Annotated in this window: 16 protein-coding genes; 9 read left to right on the top strand and 7 right to left on the bottom strand. The window is 61.0% G+C overall.

The window, feature by feature from the left end:
• Window positions 1-310: 310 nt before the first annotated feature.
• Together ADU59_RS29020 and ADU59_RS30780 are read right to left on the bottom strand one after the other, a co-directional pair.
• The gene (locus tag ADU59_RS29020) at window positions 311-1,081 is read right to left on the bottom strand and encodes an SDR family oxidoreductase (protein WP_068959278.1); all 771 of its coding nucleotides are present in this window, start codon (window positions 1,079-1,081) and stop codon (window positions 311-313) included.
• A gap of 108 nt (window positions 1,082-1,189) precedes the next feature.
• Window positions 1,190-1,351: a hypothetical protein gene (locus ADU59_RS30780; RefSeq protein WP_158515782.1), complete on the bottom strand. Its 162-nt coding sequence runs from the start codon at window positions 1,349-1,351 to the stop codon at window positions 1,190-1,192.
• A gap of 277 nt (window positions 1,352-1,628) precedes the next feature.
• On the opposite strand from ADU59_RS30780, the gene ADU59_RS29010 reads away from it, so the two are divergent.
• From ADU59_RS29010 to ADU59_RS28990, 5 genes are all read left to right on the top strand, one after another.
• Window positions 1,629-3,272 (top strand): phosphoethanolamine transferase, encoded by a 1,644-nt coding sequence (locus ADU59_RS29010; RefSeq protein ID WP_244506545.1) that lies wholly within the window; start codon window positions 1,629-1,631, stop codon window positions 3,270-3,272.
• Between the two features lie 144 nt (window positions 3,273-3,416).
• Complete coding sequence (locus ADU59_RS29005; RefSeq protein WP_068959287.1) at window positions 3,417-4,079, top strand: response regulator transcription factor; 663 nt, start codon at window positions 3,417-3,419, stop codon at window positions 4,077-4,079.
• A gap of 26 nt (window positions 4,080-4,105) precedes the next feature.
• The gene (locus ADU59_RS29000) at window positions 4,106-5,446 is read left to right on the top strand and encodes a histidine kinase dimerization/phospho-acceptor domain-containing protein (RefSeq protein ID WP_068959272.1); all 1,341 of its coding nucleotides are present in this window, start codon (window positions 4,106-4,108) and stop codon (window positions 5,444-5,446) included.
• 56 nt (window positions 5,447-5,502) lie between these two features.
• Complete coding sequence (locus tag ADU59_RS28995; RefSeq protein ID WP_139093248.1) at window positions 5,503-6,132, top strand: DUF4304 domain-containing protein; 630 nt, start codon at window positions 5,503-5,505, stop codon at window positions 6,130-6,132.
• A 67-nt stretch (window positions 6,133-6,199) separates the two neighbouring features.
• Window positions 6,200-6,508: a hypothetical protein gene (locus tag ADU59_RS28990; RefSeq protein WP_244506544.1), complete on the top strand. Its 309-nt coding sequence runs from the start codon at window positions 6,200-6,202 to the stop codon at window positions 6,506-6,508.
• A 213-nt stretch (window positions 6,509-6,721) separates the two neighbouring features.
• On the opposite strand, the gene ADU59_RS28985 is transcribed toward ADU59_RS28990, so the two are convergent.
• From ADU59_RS28985 to ADU59_RS28975, 3 genes are all read right to left on the bottom strand, one after another.
• On the bottom strand, window positions 6,722-7,408 hold the full coding sequence (locus tag ADU59_RS28985) for a TIGR02281 family clan AA aspartic protease (RefSeq protein ID WP_068959268.1): 687 nt from the start codon (window positions 7,406-7,408) through the stop codon (window positions 6,722-6,724).
• A gap of 287 nt (window positions 7,409-7,695) precedes the next feature.
• Window positions 7,696-8,070 (bottom strand): tudor domain-containing protein, encoded by a 375-nt coding sequence (locus ADU59_RS28980; protein ID WP_244506543.1) that lies wholly within the window; start codon window positions 8,068-8,070, stop codon window positions 7,696-7,698.
• A 158-nt stretch (window positions 8,071-8,228) separates the two neighbouring features.
• A complete protein-coding gene (locus ADU59_RS28975; protein WP_068959284.1) occupies window positions 8,229-8,888 on the bottom strand; it encodes a glutathione S-transferase family protein in 660 nt (219 codons plus the stop codon).
• Window positions 8,889-8,978: 90 nt separating this feature from the next.
• Between ADU59_RS28975 and ADU59_RS28970 the strand changes: the two genes are divergently transcribed.
• Entirely contained in the window at window positions 8,979-9,485 is a 507-nt protein-coding gene (locus tag ADU59_RS28970) for a winged helix-turn-helix transcriptional regulator (RefSeq protein WP_068959265.1), read from the top strand.
• 171 nt (window positions 9,486-9,656) lie between these two features.
• Here the strand turns inward: ADU59_RS28970 and ppk2 are convergent, their stop codons facing one another.
• Window positions 9,657-10,559, bottom strand: a complete 903-nt coding sequence (ppk2, locus tag ADU59_RS28965; RefSeq protein ID WP_068959263.1) for a polyphosphate kinase 2 — start codon at window positions 10,557-10,559, stop codon at window positions 9,657-9,659.
• 183 nt (window positions 10,560-10,742) lie between these two features.
• Between ppk2 and ADU59_RS28960 the strand changes: the two genes are divergently transcribed.
• Window positions 10,743-12,362, top strand: coding sequence for an inorganic phosphate transporter (locus ADU59_RS28960; protein WP_068959260.1), 1,620 nt, complete (start codon window positions 10,743-10,745; stop codon window positions 12,360-12,362).
• Window positions 12,363-12,388: 26 nt separating this feature from the next.
• Here the strand turns inward: ADU59_RS28960 and ADU59_RS28955 are convergent, their stop codons facing one another.
• On the bottom strand, window positions 12,389-13,378 hold the full coding sequence (locus tag ADU59_RS28955) for a glycerophosphodiester phosphodiesterase family protein (protein WP_068959282.1): 990 nt from the start codon (window positions 13,376-13,378) through the stop codon (window positions 12,389-12,391).
• 232 nt (window positions 13,379-13,610) lie between these two features.
• On the opposite strand from ADU59_RS28955, the gene ADU59_RS28950 reads away from it, so the two are divergent.
• Both ADU59_RS28950 and ADU59_RS28945 read left to right on the top strand, forming a co-directional pair.
• Window positions 13,611-14,654: an SPFH domain-containing protein gene (locus ADU59_RS28950; RefSeq protein WP_068959257.1), complete on the top strand. Its 1,044-nt coding sequence runs from the start codon at window positions 13,611-13,613 to the stop codon at window positions 14,652-14,654.
• Window positions 14,651-15,586, top strand: coding sequence for a diacylglycerol kinase catalytic domain-containing protein (locus ADU59_RS28945; protein WP_068959255.1), 936 nt, complete (start codon window positions 14,651-14,653; stop codon window positions 15,584-15,586). The genes ADU59_RS28950 and ADU59_RS28945 overlap by 4 nt, the downstream gene beginning before the upstream one ends.
• The last annotated feature ends 41 nt before the right edge of the window (window positions 15,587-15,627 follow it).

The following is a 15,627-nucleotide window of genomic DNA, read 5'->3' as shown; positions in this document are numbered from 1 at the left end:
CCAATGCCCCAGCCTGGCCGCTTATCCGCCAGGCCTTTCAATGAGGCGGGGTTTAGCCCTGGACCCATGGACGGCAAAGCCGTCCGGCGGGGTGAACCGCCCGTGGTGTGGCTACCCGGCACGCCCGGCCCGCTTTCACGAACCGGAGGAGAACCGCCTTTCACGCAGCCCCGGGGATTTGACGCGCGTTTCGCCAAACCGTCCGGGCACCGGCTCCGCCTCGCCGGCAACGCAATCCGGTGTATCCTCGGCGGAACAAGCTCATGATGGCATGGAACAAAACGGCGGGGATTTGCGGGGATGAATTTTTTCAGGTTCGGTTGATCGAGACGCCGCCGTCGACGAGCATGGCGGTGCCGGTGGTGAAGCTTGAGGCATCCGAGGCAAGGTAGAGCACGGAGCGGGCGATCTCCTCCGGCTTGGCCATGCGCTTGAGGGCATGCAGGCCTTCGACGAAGGCAAGGACCTCCGGCCCGGCGCCGGGCGCGTTGGTAAAGCTCATCGGCGTATCGGTGCCGCCGGGCAGGATGGCGTTGACGCGGATGCCCTTTGGCCCAAGCTCGGCGGCAAGGCTCTGGGTGAGGCCGATCAGGCCCGCCTTGGCGGCGGCATAGGCGCTGGTGTTCGGCATGCCCGCGGTATGGCCGACGAAGCTGGAGGTGAAGATCAGCGATCCCGCACCGCGTGCGATTATCGCGGGCACCTGATATTTGGCGCCGAAAAAGGCGCTGGTCAGGTTGGTGTCGATCGTTTCCTGCCAGCCGGCGGTCGAGAGGTCCGCGATCGGGGCCATCTCTCCGGTTGTACCGGCATTGTTGAAGGCGATGTCGAGGCCGCCGAATTTTTCGGTTGCCGCTTCGACCAGGGACCGGGCATGGGCCTCGTCGCGCACGTCGCCGTCGATGGCGAAAGCCGCGCCGCCTTCGGCTTCGATTTCCGCGATGAGTTCATCAAGGGCTGTCCGGCGGCGTCCCGACAGGACGAGGCGGGCACCTTCCCGGGCAAAGAGTTTTGCTGTTGCCCGGCCGATGCCGGAGCTGGCGCCGGTGATGATGGCGACCTTGTTGGAAAGCGTGGTCATGATTGAATCTCCTTGCGTTGTTGCGGGAGGTTCAATCGCAGCAGGCGTGCAGCGCCGCCACCCGATTCCTGCACGGCAGAGATTCATCGGTAAGGAGCGGTTGACGTTTTAGAGCTGAGCCTTGTCCAGGCGCAGGGCCATCGACGTGGACTGCCGGTGCATCAGCGTTGCCGCGTGGGGGCCGGCAAGCCGGAGCAGCGGGATCAGCACGACCAGCAGCACGAGGGTGGCGATATAGACCAGTCCGAGAGGAATTCGACGCGCTTTCAAACAGAGATCTCCGTTGTGGATTGCAAGCATACCGGGTAATCCTGACACCAGACTGAATGCCTAGTGTAAGCTTTCTTGAAGACGATGCATTCCGCCGGTGCGCCGCCGCCGGTCTTTCCCGTTCAGGTTCCTGTCAGAAAACCGGGCCAGATGATGGGAGTGGAGACGGACCAGGCGACCGATTGCATGCCCAACGGACCGCACCTGACGGCTTCGCCAGCGCGCCCATGCGCCGCGAGGTGAAACCGCCGGAATGATGTTCAGCAGGAGATGACCGGTGTCCTTGGAAACCCTATCGGCGGCGGCTCCGCGCCTGAAGCGCCCGGCCATCGGCAGCGCGACGCTGAGCGTGATCGTGGCGCTGTATCTGGTATCGGTGCCCAACGTGACCTTCTGGACCAAGGCGGTCACGTATCTCGGTGCCCCGAGTTTCGCGCTGGTTCTGCTCGCCATCGGCCTGTTCGCGCTGTTTTCGGCGATCTGTGTCGCCGTTTCGGTGAAATACCTGACCAAGCCGATCTTCATGCTGCTGATCCTGAGTGCTGCCGGCGCCTCGCGGTTCATGGATGAATTCGGCACCATCATCGACGTCGACATGATCCGCAACGCCGCCGAGACGACGGGGGCGGAAGCCGGCCATCTGCTGACGGCCGGTTTTCTCCTGCATATGACGCTGTTCGGCCTCGTCCCCTGCGCGCTGATTGCGCTGGTGCGCATCCGCCACCGGCCTTTCTCGCAAAAGGTCCGGTGGAACTCGGCGCTGGCGCTCTCCTGCGTGGCGGTTTTCGCGTCCGTCAGCCTTGCCAATGTCCGCACCTTCGCGGCGGTGATCCGCCAGCACCGCGATCTCGTCGCGACGCTGAACCCGGTGGCGCCGATCGTCAGCACCGTGCGCTATGTCATGGCCAGCGAGGCCGAGGAGGATATCGTCGTGCAGCCGCTGGGCACGGATGCGCATGTGATCGCGCCGCTGGCATCCGGCAAACCGCGCGTCACCATCATCGTTGCGGGCGAAACGGCGCGGGCGGAAAACTTTTCCTTGGGCGGCTATGCCCGCGAGACCAATCCGCTGCTGGCCAGGCAGGACATCCGCTATTTCACCGATACCTCGAGCTGCGGCACGGCGACGGCGGTCTCATTGCCCTGCATGTTCTCGGTCTATACCCGCAGTACCTACACCCATCAGAAGGGGCTCAAGACCGAAAACCTGCTGGATGTGCTCACCCATGCCGGGATCAAGGCGGAATGGTGGGACAACAATACCGGCAGCAAAGGGGTGGCCAACCGTATCGCCTATACGTCGTTTTCGGATCTCAACGATCCGCGCTTCTGCAACAACCACGAATGTCTGGACGACATTCACCTCGACCGGCTCGGTGCCTGGCTCGATGCCGTCAAGGGTGACAGCGTGCTGGTGCTTCACCAGCTCGGCAGCCACGGGCCGGCCTATTTCCTGCGCTATCCCGAGGCCTTCCGCCGCTTCACGCCGGATTGCCGGACGCCGGAGCTTGGCGACTGTTCGCGCGACGAGATCGTCAATGCCTATGACAACAGCATCCTTTACACTGACTATCTTGTCTCGACGGTGATCGACATGCTGAAGGCGCGGCAGGACAGAATGGCGGGTTCGATGATCTACATGTCCGACCACGGCGAATCGCTGGGCGAGCGCGGGCTGTATCTGCACGGTGCGCCCTATTTCATCGCCCCATCGCAGCAGACGCATATTCCGTTCGTGCTGTGGGAGGGGACGGAGACCAAGGCCGGCATCGACGACGCCTGTCTTGCCGGCAAAACAGGTCAACCGCAATCGCACGACAACCTGTTCCATACGGTGCTCGGGATGATGAATGTCGCCACCAAGGCCTATGATCCGGCGCTCGATGTTCTGGCGTCCTGCCGGGATGGCAAGGCTTCGTAAGGATGGGGCGACCGGTAGAGACGGTGCTTGAGGAGGTGAACCTTCCTCGAGCAATGGGCCAGCTGTGATCAAACCCGTTTGACGCCAGACTCCAAAGAGGGAATAAGAATGCCGGTACAGCTGACCGAGAAGAGGACCAGCGGCTTGCGCGTTCTGCTCGTCGAGGACAATGAGATATTGGGGGAGGCGGTTCGCGATCATCTCGCGGCGGCCGACCATGCGGTCGACTGGATGAAGACGCTGGACGATGCGCGCATGTCGCTGCGCACCGTTACCTATGGCCTCGTCCTGCTCGATCTTCGCCTGCCCGACGGCAGCGGCATCGCGCTGTTGAAGGAGCTGCGTGCCGCCGGCAATGCGACGCCGGTGATCATCCTGACCGCCCATGACCAGATTTCCGACCGGATCGAGGGCCTGAACAGCGGTGCCGACGACTATCTCGTCAAGCCGTTCGATCTCGGTGAGCTTTCCGCCCGCATGCTGGCGGTGATCCGCCGCTATGGCGGCAATATCGCGCCGGTGATCCGTTTCGGCGATCTGAAGATCAGCCCGGTCGACCGGCGGGTGTTTGCCGGAGACGCCGAAGTCGGCCTGTCCGGCCGCGAATGGGCGGTGCTCGACATGCTGTTGTCGCGGCCCGGCGCGATCATCTCCAAGGGGCAGATCGAGGAGGCGCTCTATGCCTTTGGCTCCGAGATCGAGAGCAACACGGTGGAGGTCTATGTCAGCCGGCTGCGCAAGAAGCTCGGGCGCGATCACGTCGTCACCGTGCGCGGCGTCGGCTACAAGATCGGCGTGCCGGCGTGAGCGGGCCGAAAACGCGGACGCAGAGCATGACGCGGCGGCTGATCCTCTGGCTCACCGGCGTCACCACGGCCTTCTGGCTGATTGCCGCCGGTCTCGGTGTGGCAGTGATGAAGGACGAATTCGACGAATTCTTCAACGGTTCGCTGCAGGAAACGGCCGAGCGGCTGATGCCGCTGGTGCTGGACGACCTGCAGCGGCGCGAGGGGCCGCCATCTCCGCTGCATTTCGAAAGCCAGACCGACGACATGGGCGAGGAATATCTCGTCTATCAGGTGCGCGATGCGGCCGGAAAGATCCTCATTCGCTCGCATGATGCGCCGATGGAGCCGTTCGAGACGCCGCTGAAGCGCGGCTTCTGGGCAAACGAAACCTACCAGTTCTATACCGCCAGCGCCGGTGACGGCACGGTGTTCATCCAGGTCGCGGACGCGATGGAAAACCGCACCGAGGCGATTGTCGAAGGCAGCCTGGCGCTGTTCCTGCCGGTCCTCGTGCTCATTCCGGTCAGCGTCCTGCTGATCTGGCTGATCGTGCGGCGCACGCTGGCACCGGTCGACGATCTGCGCGAGGCGATCGAGGAAAAGGACGGCGGCAACATGGCGCCGGTGCCATCCGGCATGCTGCCGCGCGAGCTTCGCCCGATCGCCCGCTCGGTCAACCACCTTTTGGCACGGCTGCAATCGGCCTTCGACGCCGAGCGGGAATTCACCGCCAACAGCGCCCACGAACTGCGCACGCCGATCGCCGGCGCGCTGGCACAGACGCAGATGCTGATCGCCGAACTCGACGGCCCGAAAAAACGCCGCGCCCAGCAGATCGAGACAGCACTCGCCAATCTCGGCCACACGGTGGAAAAGCTGCTGCAGCTGGCCCGGGCCGAAGCCGGGATCGGTACCGGTGCCGGCGCCGCGAAGGTCGATCTGGCCCGGGTGCTGGAACTGGTGGTGACCGATTTCCAGCGCAGCGATCCGGCCTCCTCCGCGCGCCTTCGCCTGCACCGGCAGGCGGGTGCAAAGCTGGAAGGAAGCTACAGCGAGGACGCGTTTGCGATCGTCCTGCGCAACCTGATCGAGAATGCGCTGCTGCATGGCCGGCCGGAGGAGCCGATCGATATCCGGCTGGAAAAGGGCGGCGTGCTGCGCATCGTCAATGGCGCGGCACCGCTTTCGCCGGACGAACTGGCAACGATCCGCAAGCGCTTCGGCCGCGGCGCCACCGTCTCGCCCGGCTCCGGCCTCGGCCTGTCGATCGCCGAGCGGCTGCTGCAGCAGATGAATGCCGGGTTCGAGGTTCTGTCGCCGGCGCAGGGGCGGGCTGACGGGTTCGAAGTGGTGCTGCGGTTCGGGCGCGGGGAGGCGGCTGGGTGAGGAGATTTGTGGCGGCGGCTGCGATCTCCCTCTTCTCCCATTTAAGCGGAGGTAAAATGCAGGAAAAGCTGTCGTTGGAAAGCATAATCGCAACACACGGTGCCCCGGCTCTGAGAAAGCTCGGTTTCACCGGCTCAGGCAAAACGTTTCGCCGGCTAGTCGATGATATGATGTGGGTAATAAATTTCCAAGGCAATCGACATGGTGGCAGCTTCGCAGTGAACCTGGGTCTGCATCCGTTGGCAATTCCGGATGTTCTTGGGGCACCTGTAGACTCGAAGACGTTCACCGAACCCTTGTGCGAGTTCAGGCGTCGCCTTTCTCCCAGTGGTATCGACTACTGGTGGCATTACACAGACCGGAGCAGCCTCGAGATCGCTGTGATGGATGCCACACGGCTATACGAGACAGTGGGGCACACGTTTTTTGAAAAGCATACCGATCAAAACGCCCCGCTCAGAACTCTAACAATTGAAGAATTTACTGCTGGTCATCATGAGTTGGAGGACTTCTCCACCACGGAGGTCAGGACGGCTCGGGCGATATCGCTGATGAGACTTGCCGCCAACCGATCAAATGAGGCGCTTCATTTTGCGGAATTCGCTTTGTCAAATGTCGGAGGAGCGTCCAGTTTGAAGATCGAGCTTGAGGAGATTGTTGCTCGCATACACTCTACAGCCAACTGAGCGCGCAATCGGTCACTCGCGGACCCAGCCCCTCTAATCGGGTGATTGCTTAACCTGAGAGTGCTAGATGGCAGAGATGCCTACCTTTTTTCTTTCCTCGCCCGGTGATCGTCCTGCCTACCATGCGTTGGCTGAGCACCTGTGGGGCATCGGTTGCGACATCGATTCGGATGGTAATAGCTCCAGCCCGGATGCCACCGATTGGACGGAGTTGACGATCATTCTGAGGGCGAACACGGATAAACGCATCGATATCGATTCGGTAAGTTCTACTGGGCCACTCGTTTTGTCGATAAGATCCGACGATGCGGAGTTGGCTTATCGCGCAGCGCTCTACTTGTGCGATGTCGCCGGTGGAGAACTCACGAAACCTTAACCCTGTCTGCTTTCCGTTTGTCTCCGATCGAGGAATGTAGAGCAGAGCCAATGACCGCTGCTGCTGCCATGCGGCCGGGGGGGTTCTGCACTTTTTGGCCCATTGCGGCCGAAAATGTCTTCATGCCCACGTTGGGTTGATCTATTGTCGAAAGGCAAATTGCTAACCTGCCATCATTTCCACGTTCTTCAGCGGGACTTGTGGCGTTTCCAGTCAATAATCGGTTAGCCGCAACTCGTCCGCTTTCATTTGAAATGAGGCAAGGCTCGATAAGAAATTCATCCCGAGCAGGCTCTGGGCCAGTTCACCTTCCGGCGAAACGAGGGCGGCAATTGTCTGTCGAGAAATGGGGCCGACAGAAACGCTTCGCAGCGTCACGAAGGCATTCAGACTCAATCCGCTAGCCGTCGAAACCGGAACATTGTACGCAAGCTCATCTGTATTGATGCCCACTCTTCGGGCGTCCTGGTGACTCAGAACGATGCTGCTCGCTCCGGTATCTACCAGCATGAAAAGTTCGCGACCATTTACCTTTACTGGCGTTTCGAAATGGCCCCCCCTGGTTTTGTGCACCAGGACTTCAGCTGTTCCGTCTGCGCTTGTCAGGGCGATTGCCCGGCCAGGAAGAAACGCAGCGAGCAAACGATTGCAGTGGTGGAAGAGGTAGTCACGATTAAGATATATTGACATCAGGGCGAGTACGATCGCGGCCCAGATCGCGATCTGAAGTTCTGCGCCAAAGAGCCTTCGAAAACGGATCGTCAACCCAAGGGCGATCACCGCAAAGACCGAGGGAAGCACGTATGTTGCGATGCCAAAACGGGCAACGCCTCCATTGTTGATCATGAATGCGGCGCTACAGGCGGCGAAAAAAACGATAAAGTATATTCGGCTCTTCATCTGTTTCCGCTAACCTCAACCGGCATTTGATTTATGTAATCTAAAGTTGCTTTCTATAGAGAAATCCGAGCGAAGCTGTCAACTTATGCGGCGCGTTAGACGTGGAAACATCATCCACGTCCCCCACCCAACTCTCTCAATTCCGGGTTAGCGCTTCGAGCGAAAAGAAGGCGTGGTGGGAATTCGGCAGGGCTTGTCCTGCGGGACGGATCAGGCGTTCGTATCAGCCAATCGTAATCGTTCCACATTGGATGCGAAGGGGCAGGTTTTACCTGCCCCGTCATTTCCTACCGGGTCCGGCAGCGGCCTGTTTTGGTGGTTTCCTTGTCGCCGTCGTCATAGGCGATGCCGATCTTCTCGCCGGCCAAGGAGGCAATGGTTCCGGCGTACCAGTTGCCGGCATTCTTGTAGTTGCATTCGACCTTCGTGCCGATCATCCAGTCGTAGGGGCGAACGGCGTTGAGCCCGACAGTTTCGCGATCGCCGTCGTCATAACGGATCGTTACCTTGCCGCCCTGGACTTTTTCAGCAATGCCGGGAAACCAGTAGCCGGCGCCCTTGTAGTTTCCAAGTACCCAGTCGCCGGCTGTTTGCGCGTTTGCTGCTGCGCCGCTCAATGCGATGATGCCGGCCGTCATCAATACAAGACTATACTTAAACAAATCGATTCCTCCATTGACCGGTCCCCAATTGAACCGGCTGTTCACGACTATTCTGAACGGGATGAATGCGGAATGAATTCCAGGACGCCGGGGCGGCCGCTTGAGGCGCCATTTTTGGGGCATTCTTGCATGAGGCCGGGCCGCGAGCCGCAGCCCTCTCAATCCCGGTCCGGCGCACCGAGCGGGAAGAAGGCACGATAGGGCCGGCCCTCATCGATGGCGCGGGCGAAGGAGGGGCGGGCGAGCAGGCGGGCGCGATAGGCGCGGGTGTTGGGCAAGGTTTCCGGGATCGGGTGCACCCAGTCGGCGTAGAACAGCGACGGGCAGGCGGCGCAATCGGCAAGGGTGAAATCGTCGCCCGCCGCCCATTCGGTCTTTGCCACCACGCCGTCGAGCCAGGCATAGGCATCGTCGAGCATCGCCTTCGCCTCTTTGACGCCATAGGGATCGCGGTCGGTTTCCGGGCGGATCTGGTTGAGCACCACCTTCTGCATCGGCGTCATGATGTAATTGTCGAAGAAGCGGTCCATCATGCGGGTGCGCAGCGCTGCCTGCGGCTCCTGCGGGATGAGGCGGACGGTGCCGGGATAATTCAGCATCAGATATTCGATGATGATGGTGGCCTCCATCACGGCATTCTTGCCGTCCTTCAGCACCGGAAAGCGCTTGATCGGCCAGATCGACTGCCATTCCGCCACCGTATCGGCCTCGTCCGGGCTCAGCATGCGATAGTCGAACGCCGTGCCGTTTTCATAGATGGCGACGAGAACCTTCTGGCAATAGGACGAGAAGGGATGGGCGAAGAGCTGCGGTGTCATCATGTCCTCCCAAACCGATTTCAATCTGCAACTGGTTGTTTTCTAAAATAACCGATCCTATATTGCAAGCAGTTTTGATGAAGGCGGACAATGGACACTGCACACCGGTCGGGATGCCCGATCAATCTGACGCTGGAAATGCTCGGCGACCGCTGGAGCCTGATCGTCATCCGCGACCTGATGTTCGGCAACCGCCGGCATTTTCGCGAGCTTCTCACCCAATCGGAAGAGGGTATCGCCTCCAATGTCCTGGCCGACCGGCTGAGACGGCTGGCGGAAAACGGACTTTTGTCGCGCGCGGATGATCCGAGCCACAAGCAGAAGGGTATCTACAGCCTGACCGAGCCGTCGATCCGGCTGGTGCCGCTGCTTGCGCAGATGGGCGCCTGGGGCAGGCGGCATACCCCGGCGTCGGAGGAATTGTCGATCCGCGCCGAAATTCTGGAAGAGGGCGGCCCTGTGATGTGGGACGCATTCATGGCCGAGCTGCGGAGCCTGCATCTGGGCGAGCCGGCGCCGGAGCGCTCGGTGTTCGCGGAACTGCAGGCGGCGTATCTGGCGGTGATGGCAAGGAAGAGTGGGGCTGCGGCTGGGTGATCCTGCCCTGGATTCCGATGCAAATGCGACGTCGTCGTGATGGCCCCTCACCCTAACCCTCTCCCCGCTTGCGGGGAGAGGGGACGACAGAATTTGCCGCTTGGTCCTTCTCCCCGTCATAACGGGGAGAAGGTGCCCGATAGGGCGGATGAGGGGCGAGCCCCGCTGTGATCAATACACTTCCGGCACGTACATTTCGGCCGGAACCGGCACGCGGTTGTAGTCGTCGTGGTGGATGCGGCCGGGCAGTTCGATTTCCGGTTTCGGCACGTCCTCGTAGGGGATCTGCCGCAACAGATGGGCGATGCAGTTGAGGCGGGCTTTTTTCTTGTCGACCGCCTGCACGACCCACCAGGGCGCTTCCGTGATGTGGGTCTTGGCCAGCATCTCTTCCTTGGCCTTGGTATATTCTTCCCAGTGGATACGGCTTTCCATGTCCATCGGCGACAGTTTCCACTGTTTCAGCGGATCGTGGATGCGCATCTTGAAGCGGAATTCCTGTTCCTCGTCGGTGATCGAGAACCAGTATTTGATCAGCACGATGCCGGAGCGCACCAACATGCGCTCGAACTCGGGCACGGAACGGAAGAATTCGTTGAGTTCGTCCTGCGTGCAGAAGCCCATGACCCGCTCGACCCCGGCACGGTTGTACCAGGAACGGTCGAACAGCACCATTTCGCCCGCCGTCGGCAGATGCGGCACGTAGCGCTGGAAATACCACTGATTGCGTTCGCGCTCGGTCGGGGCGGGAAGGGCGACGACGCGGCAGACGCGCGGATTGAGGCGTTGGGTGACGCGCTTGATGGCACCGCCCTTGCCGGCGGAATCGCGGCCTTCGAACAGCACCACGACCTTGAGCTTCTTGTGCTGGACCCAGTCCTGCAGACGGACGAGTTCGTGCTGGAGGCGGAACAGCTCGCGGAAATAGACCTTGCGGTCGATCGTCGGCTCGGCTTCTTGCGACATGCCCTCGGCGACCAGCTCGTCCAGCCGGTCCTCCTCCATCTGCATTTCCAGCTCCTCGTCAAAGCTGTCGGCAATTTCCGCCTTGATGCGGCTGAGCTGGTCGATCATCTGGTCAAGTCCCCGTTGGTCGGGGGCACAGGAGCAGGGTTTGATGACAGGTATGTGACAGGGGTGCGTCTGCCCTGTTCGCGAGCCGCGATTTTCCGGCGGGAGGCGAACTGTTGCACTGCGTCATGAAAGGTTCATGCGGGAGTCCTAACAAAAGAGCCGATTGCGCAACGGGATAAGCCAATGGTTGATCTAAGCTCAGGACAAGCAGGCCCGCAACACGCCGGCCGGGACAATGTTCGTCACCCCTTGGAGGGGACGGGTGGTTCGGGGAAATGGTTCATCCCGGCTTTCATCGTCGTCATCCTTTGCGGACTGGGTTACGTCGCCTATGCGCTCGGCCAGGATCTCACCAGTGCTGCGGCCGTTCCGTGGGTTCTGCTCGGGCTGGCGCTGCTGATCGCGCTCGGCTTCGAATTCGTCAACGGTTTCCATGACACCGCAAACGCGGTCGCCACCGTGATCTACACGCGGGCGATGCCGGCGGAATTCGCGGTGATCTGGTCGGGGTTCTTCAATTTCCTCGGGGTTCTCACGTCCAGCGGCGCCGTTGCCTTCGGCATCCTGGCGCTTCTGCCAGTCGAACTTATCCTTCAGGTCGGGTCCGGATCGGGGCTTGCCATGGTGTTTGCGCTGCTCAGCGCCGCGATCATCTGGAACCTCGGCACCTGGTATCTCGGTCTGCCGTCGTCCAGCTCGCATACGCTGATCGGCTCGATCATCGGCGTCGGCCTTGCCAATAAGTTTCTGGCTCCGGCCGGCACGGCAACCAGCGGCGTCGACTGGTCGCAGGCCAGCAATATCGGCCTTTCGCTGCTTTTGTCACCGCTGATCGGCTTCGGTTTTGCCGCCCTGCTGCTTGTTGCGATGAAGATGTTCGTGCGCAACCAGGCGCTTTACCAGGAGCCGAAGACCAGCGCGCCGCCGCCGCTGTGGATCCGCGCCCTGTTGATCTTCACCTGCACCGGGGTCAGCTTTGCCCATGGTTCCAATGATGGCCAGAAGGGCATGGGGCTGATCATGCTGATCCTGATCGGTCTGGTTCCCACCGCCTTCGCGCTCAACCGGACGCCGGATATCAACTACCTCGAAGCCTATAAATCGGCCTCCGCACAGGTGGAGGTCGCACTTGGAAAATATGTCAAGCCGGGTGTGACGGCTGCGGATTTCAAGGCAGCGGTCGCGGATGCTGTCCGGACCAAGACGTGGAGCGACCAGACGACGCCGGCCCTGCAGCAGTTCATCCATCAGACCAGCGCCGAAGTGGCGGCTTTCCCGACGCTGGAAGCGGTGCCGAACGAGATGGTCGGCAACGTGCGCAACGACATCTACCTGATTGGCGAAGCGCTGAAGCTGATCGACAAGAAGAAGCTGCTGCCGATGGAGGAAGCCGATCTTGCCGCCGTGACCGCCTATCACCAGGCCGTCGACAACGCGACGAAGTTCATTCCGATCTGGGTCAAGGTCGCCGTTGCGCTGGCGCTGGGTCTTGGCACGATGATAGGCTGGCGGCGTATCGTCGTCACCGTCGGCGAAAAGATCGGCAAGACACATCTGACCTATGGGCAGGGGGCCGCGGCCGAGGTCGTCGCCATGGTGACGATCGGTGCCGCCGACCATTTCGGATTGCCGGTTTCCACCACCCACGTCCTGTCGTCCGGGGTGGCGGGAACCATGGCTGCCAATGGTTCCGGCCTGCAATGGGCGACCGTGCGCAACATGCTGGTGGCCTGGGTGCTGACGCTGCCCGCCTCGATCGCCATTGCGTTTGTTCTCTACGTCGTGCTGCGGCAGGTTTTCTGAGCTGTCGGCGGAGCACTGGGCGCCGATCACGGGTTTCCTGAGCCGGCGTCCAGTGTGCTGGCGATCGTCTCGATCTCGTTGGTCCAGATCCCGCCGGAATAATTGACCGGGAGACGGGACAGCAGTTCCGGCGTGTCCAGCCCCGTCGAGAAATCGCCACCGGAATAGGGGCCGAGCGCAAAGACGCGGCTGCCCGCGCCCTCCATGCGATCGAGGAAACGGTCCGGCCAACCCCAGAGCCACGGGGCGATGTTGATGGGGACGAGCACCAGTGTCTCGCGGCAGGTGTCTGGCACGATGCCGGTCCAGCCAATGCCGATATAGCGCAGCAGGCAGGCTTTCAGCGAGCTGCGCGACATGGTGCGCATATCCGGCAGCGCTGCGCGCAAGGCGGCAATCGGCCTGTCGCCGCCATAGACCATCAGCATCTGGCGGCGATCCGCAGGCAGGGCGGCCAGCACCACGGACAGTTTTTTGCCCTCTTCGGGGTCATTGCTCTTGATGTTGATCAGCAACTGCTTGTCGGGAAATGCGGCGAGGACGTCATCCAGTGACGGCATCAGGCCGATGCCCTTGCCGCGGAACGGAAATGTCTTGCCGCCATCGGCGGTATAGCCATAGCCGATATCGAGCGCTTTCAGCTGCGCCATCGAATGGTCGCGGGTGACGCCCTTGCCTTCCGTGCGGCAGTCCACCGTCCAATCGTGGAAGACCGCAAACTGGCCGTCGGTGGTCGGATGGATGTCGGCTTCGATGATATCGGCGCCGGCTGCAAAACCGGCGCGCATCGAGGCGATGGTGTTTTCAAGATAGCCATGGGTCGGAGGCAGCATGCGGCTGGCGGTGCAGGTATCATTGCCGACACCCGTCGGGTCGAACCGCTGGGCGATGCCGCGATGGGCAAGCAGCGTTGGCGCCCCCGGCGGCCGTGTCGTGAAGAGGCTGGTATTGTTGACGGAGATGAATGCCGTGAGCAGGCCCATGACCGCGCCCGCCCGGCGCAAGCGCCGGTTTATCCGAATCCCCATCATCTCGCCTCCGAATCGGCCCCTCGTCAAACATGCCGATGGACTGGGCGAGAATGCGGCGGGATGCGTCTCAGCCGTTATGGGCGGTCAACCGCTTGCGCAGGCTGGCGGGGCGAGAAGAAATCATGGCGACTTTAGCGTGTGTCTGCATCGCAGGCCCGTTGCCTGATCAAAACCACTCTGGCATGAAGGGGCCTTATCCTTGCGGAGTTGATTTTCGATGTTTGGCCTGCGTTATTTCAAAGCGACTCCCACCACGTATATTTTCCAGTATCAGAACGGATCACTGATACGGGAAGGTTCCGGCCTCTCGTTCTATTACTATGCCCCGCGCAATTCTCTGGTCGCCGTTCCGCTGGAAAGCGTTGACGTGCCTTTCATGTTTTCGGAAGTGAGCAGCGATTTTCAGGAGGTCACAATTCAGGGGCAATTGACCTATCGGATTACGGAGCCGAAGACGATTGCCGGTTTGATGAACTTTGCCATACGGCCGAATGGCGCCTATGTGTCCGAGGACATCGCCCATTTGCCGCAACGCGCAGTCAATGCCGTCCAGGTTCAGTTGCGGGCTATCCTGCAGAATATGACGCTGCGGGAACTCTTGCGGGGTTCGGAGCAAATTGTAAAAACGGTGCGAAGCGGGCTTAGCCAGCCGGAGGCTTTGCCAAGCCTCGGTCTTGGTCTCATCGGGCTTGCCATTCTTGCGGTGAAGCCGAATCCGGAGACGGCAAGGGCGCTGGAAGCGCAGGTTCGCGAGGAATTTCTGAAACAGGCCGACGACGCAACCTACACGAGGCGTAATTCTGCTATCGAGCAGGAGCGTGCCATACGTGAGAACGAACTCAACACCGAGATAGCGATAGAGACCAAGAATCGGCAGATCGTGGAAACGAAAATGGAAGCCGAGCGGTCCGCACTCGAGAAAAGGCAGCAAATTCAGGACCAGGACCTGACCGGCAAGATTGCTCTTGAAGACAAGAACAAGGCGTTGACCGCATTGCGCGCGGGCAACGCACGTATCGAGGCCGATGCCAGGGCCTATGCTCTTGCCCAGCTTATGAAGGCGGTTGAGGGCATCGACCCGCGTGTCCTCCAGGCCCTGATGATAGGGCAGGCGGATTCGAGCACCTTGATTGCCGCGGCGTTCCAAAACCTTGCCAACAGTGCTGAGAAGATCGGGGAACTGAACATCTCTCCGGACCTGCTTCAGGCGCTCGCGGAAAAGCCGCCAATGGAACGGCCGAACCCACAGGGGAGGCGATGAGCGGTCAGCGCGGGCGCATCGTTCTTGTCACACGCAGGACGAGGCTCGATGAGCTGGTTGCGCGCTTCAATACGCTTGAGCAGGCCCGCTTCTATGTCGAGCATCTGGGCGCGGACTTCGCCGATTATGCCAGGGAACACGCGCATTATGAAACGGCCACGCGCGATGCCGAAACCATATTGGCTGATTTCGGCCGCGTTCAGCGCCTGGATCGCGCTTTCCTTCCCAACTTTATCTTTCCGCCCGATGCCCTGATCGTGGTTGTCGGCCAGGACGGCCTCATTGCAAATACGTTGAAATATCTGACCGGGCAGCCGGTTATCGGCGTCAATCCGGATCCTGCCCGCTGGGACGGGGTGCTGGTGCCGTTTGGCGTCAAGGATTTGAGGCGGATCACCTCGGCTGCGTTGAAGAACAAGCGGACGCTTCGCACGGTTACGATGGCACATGTTTGCCTGAGTGACGGGCAGGAGCTCTACGCCGTCAACGATCTTTTCGTCGGGCCGCGCACGCATGTGTCTGCTCGCTACGGCATTCAACTCGGCGACCGGATGGAGAACCAGTCGTCCAGTGGTATCATCGTCTCCACCGGTCTTGGGTCGACAGGCTGGCTGCGAAGCCTCCTTGCCGGCGCCGGAGGGATCGCTGGCGGATTGCCAGAAGGAGAGTTGCAGGTCCTGCGGGAAAAGGGAGCAGCGTGGGACAGCAATCATCTCTATTTTACCGTCCGCGAACCGTTTCCAGCCCGCTCGAGCCAGGCCTCCCTGGTCTTTGGCCGTGTCACCCGGGAGAGCCCCTTACGCATCGTCTCGCAAATGCCGGACTATGGCGTTATTTTCAGCGATGGGGTTGAGAAGGATTTTCTCCAGTTCAACTCCGGCATGGAAGCTGTCATCCAGCTGGCTGACCGTGTCGGCTATTTGGTGGAGTGATGCGGCTGCGCTGGCGATCGTCTGGCCGCATCCCCATCGGC

It is taken from the genome of Pararhizobium polonicum, assembly GCF_001687365.1.
Taxonomy (GTDB): Bacteria; Pseudomonadota; Alphaproteobacteria; order Rhizobiales; family Rhizobiaceae; genus Pararhizobium; species Pararhizobium polonicum.
The sequence above is the reverse complement of the archived record's forward strand: the minus strand, read 5'-3'. Positions and strand labels throughout refer to the sequence as shown.

Bases quoted from the DNA above. Each gene is read 5' to 3' on its own strand.
- ADU59_RS29020 (WP_068959278.1), bottom strand. From the start codon at position 1,081: ATGACCACGCTTTCCAACAAGGTCGCCATCATCACCGGCGCCAGCTCC.
- ADU59_RS29000 (WP_068959272.1), top strand. From the start codon at position 4,106: ATGACGCGGCGGCTGATCCTCTGGCTCACCGGCGTCACCACGGCCTTC.
- ADU59_RS28995 (WP_139093248.1), top strand. From the start codon at position 5,503: ATGCAGGAAAAGCTGTCGTTGGAAAGCATAATCGCAACACACGGTGCC.
- ADU59_RS28990 (WP_244506544.1), top strand. From the start codon at position 6,200: ATGGCAGAGATGCCTACCTTTTTTCTTTCCTCGCCCGGTGATCGTCCT.
- ADU59_RS28985 (WP_068959268.1), bottom strand. From the start codon at position 7,408: ATGAAGAGCCGAATATACTTTATCGTTTTTTTCGCCGCCTGTAGCGCC.
- ADU59_RS28975 (WP_068959284.1), bottom strand. From the start codon at position 8,888: ATGACACCGCAGCTCTTCGCCCATCCCTTCTCGTCCTATTGCCAGAAG.
- ADU59_RS28970 (WP_068959265.1), top strand. From the start codon at position 8,979: ATGGACACTGCACACCGGTCGGGATGCCCGATCAATCTGACGCTGGAA.
- ppk2 (WP_068959263.1), bottom strand. From the start codon at position 10,559: ATGATCGACCAGCTCAGCCGCATCAAGGCGGAAATTGCCGACAGCTTT.
- ADU59_RS28960 (WP_068959260.1), top strand. From the start codon at position 10,743: ATGGTTGATCTAAGCTCAGGACAAGCAGGCCCGCAACACGCCGGCCGG.
- ADU59_RS28950 (WP_068959257.1), top strand. From the start codon at position 13,611: ATGTTTGGCCTGCGTTATTTCAAAGCGACTCCCACCACGTATATTTTC.
- ADU59_RS28945 (WP_068959255.1), top strand. From the start codon at position 14,651: ATGAGCGGTCAGCGCGGGCGCATCGTTCTTGTCACACGCAGGACGAGG.